Annotated in this window: 1 protein-coding gene; it reads right to left on the minus strand. The window is 53.7% G+C overall.

Annotated features, from left to right (window positions below):
- Positions 1–905: 905 nt before the first annotated feature.
- A complete protein-coding gene (locus ACFSOX_RS23555; protein ID WP_378480255.1) occupies positions 906–1,484 on the minus strand; it encodes a DUF7931 domain-containing protein in 579 nt (192 codons plus the stop codon).
- Positions 1,485–2,181: the final 697 nt, after the last annotated feature.

The following is a 2,181-nucleotide window of genomic DNA, read 5'->3' on the forward strand; positions in this document are numbered from 1 at the left end:
TCTGCGCCTTCGTCATGGGACCACTCCTAGTGATAGTCCTATGACTTCCACCCCCGATCACCCGGTCAAGGCGGCCTCAACCGGACGGGTACAGATCAAGTATCCTTTTTGGCGGAAGAATCGCGCTTCTGGTTAGCTTTGTCGAGCACGACCAGACGGAGATTCAGTTGACTTCGTCGATTGTCGGCCGGCACCTACCGTATCGATCTCAGGCACATTCTTCGCCCTGAATTTGGTTTGCAGTAGCTCATTCATCCTATTCTCGACCTGCTGCTCTAATCTTTGGCATATATACTTAATTTTGCTCAGCCTATACGACGCAGAGACACTAATTAGTATCCAGAATAAAATAGTCACATACATTATAAATAGAGCACCTGAGGTGGATTTGTTTGCCACCGCAGGTATTTCCCAAACTGTAGCAGCGCTAAGTGCAAGAAAGCTGAGCGTCGATATGATCGCCATCGCCGTGACGACCTTAAGATCGTGCCGAGTCCTAAAGTAGCCCAGCAATGGGACATAATACTGGAAGCAGAGCGGCCTATATAATCGCCTAAACCCGTGCTTGATTTTGAATCCTGCCACATAGCATAAGACATAGACGGCAGGAAATTGGTAGAACAATCGAAGTTTTCCGTTCGCATGTACGACCGCTTGAGCGGTCAACATGTCGACAGTCGCGTCCCTAACACGCTGGATTTCTTGTTCAAGAGTACTACTGTGCTCAGTCCCTTTGATTCGGTCCAAGCCTACATAGCCGATCGTGACTGCTGAGGTGAAGGTTGCTAAATGGAGCAAGCCTTCGACATGAACAGTCGAAGCAAATCCAGCAATGAATGTGCTATAGGAATTCGCGATCCAATCAAACATGGCGCGCCCCCGCTTGGGGGCGCTATCATCAGGACTCAATCAGAGTCGACCAACTCCTGAGCGCGCTCCCCTTCATATTCGCGCACCGCATTGTGCAGCGAATCGAAGGCGGATTGCAACCTGCTACCGTCGACTCGATCGCCGAATTTCACGAACGCCTCCGTAACTTCCCCGTTTGGTTCGAAGCGGAAATGGAGTGCGTCGCCCACAGCCAAATGGTACCCAGGCCGTAGGTTGTCTGGCACTAGGGATATTTCAAGACGATCTGAAAAGCCCTCGTCCTGAATCCGCTTCAGAAGAGGGTGTTGCGGTGCGATCCGCATTTCAGAAAGGATCCTCAGTCTGGCATCCTGGTTTGCGTTCAGAAACTCAATGCAGGCATCCATCAATTCGCGAGTTCCGTACACGCGGTCGTCGAGTCTGCCCGTTAAGATGTCGACGCTCTGACGGCTCAGTTGGAAGAGGCGCGTCAAGAGAATTGCCGCATGTTTCGCGTCGCGATCGACCAGTAGCATCGAAGATTCGGTCTCAGAAACCTTCTCCACGAAGGCACGATATGATTCATCGTCCCGCAGGTGTGGGAACACCGTGTCGTCGAATTGATTATCCCACATAACCCTAGCCGCAGATGTTGGCATAGCCCGCCCCTTGCCGTTAGGTCATTGACAGACACGCACGACTGAGGACGCGGATTCTCTCCGCTCGACAGCATGCGTGTGTTGTCTTAGCAAATGGTTCACACAGCTCGCGGCAGCCCCGCCTCTGGCGGAAACGCCCGGCCAAATCAGCCGTTCCATCTTGGCAAGCTGCAGATAGTTCGACAAGAGGGGACCAGTCATGGTTGTCCAGGTTCAAGCCCTGCCCCCCCGGTGAACATGTGGGCGCCAACCAGAGATTCGGAACGCAATTGTCTGTGAACAGCTTAGCAAGCACCCACCCTCAGTGGGTGATCTGGAAGCCACATTGGACCACTAAATGTTGGTCCTGGACAGGCATTTCGTCAAATCCTGCGAGATTGGCGCCGAGGCGCCCTTCAAAGTCGCTCTTACCGTCAACAAATTAAGGACTTAGCGAAGCTCCGGTCCAGTGTACGTCACTCTGCCCGATGCAACGGCCGTCGGCCTACACACAGCGGCCCGGTTGGTCGGCATGTGCGTTCTACGCCCTTGCGCACGCTCTCGGCTGCACCGTCTACAGATCGCGCGGAGATTGGCCTTGTGTACCCGTCCGGTTGAGGCCGCCTTGACCGGGTGATCGGGGCCGGAAGTCATAGGACTATCACTAGGAGTAGTCCCATGACGAAGACGCAGG

This window comes from Rhodoplanes azumiensis (assembly GCF_042682915.1).
GTDB lineage: Bacteria > Pseudomonadota > Alphaproteobacteria > Rhizobiales > Xanthobacteraceae > Rhodoplanes > Rhodoplanes azumiensis.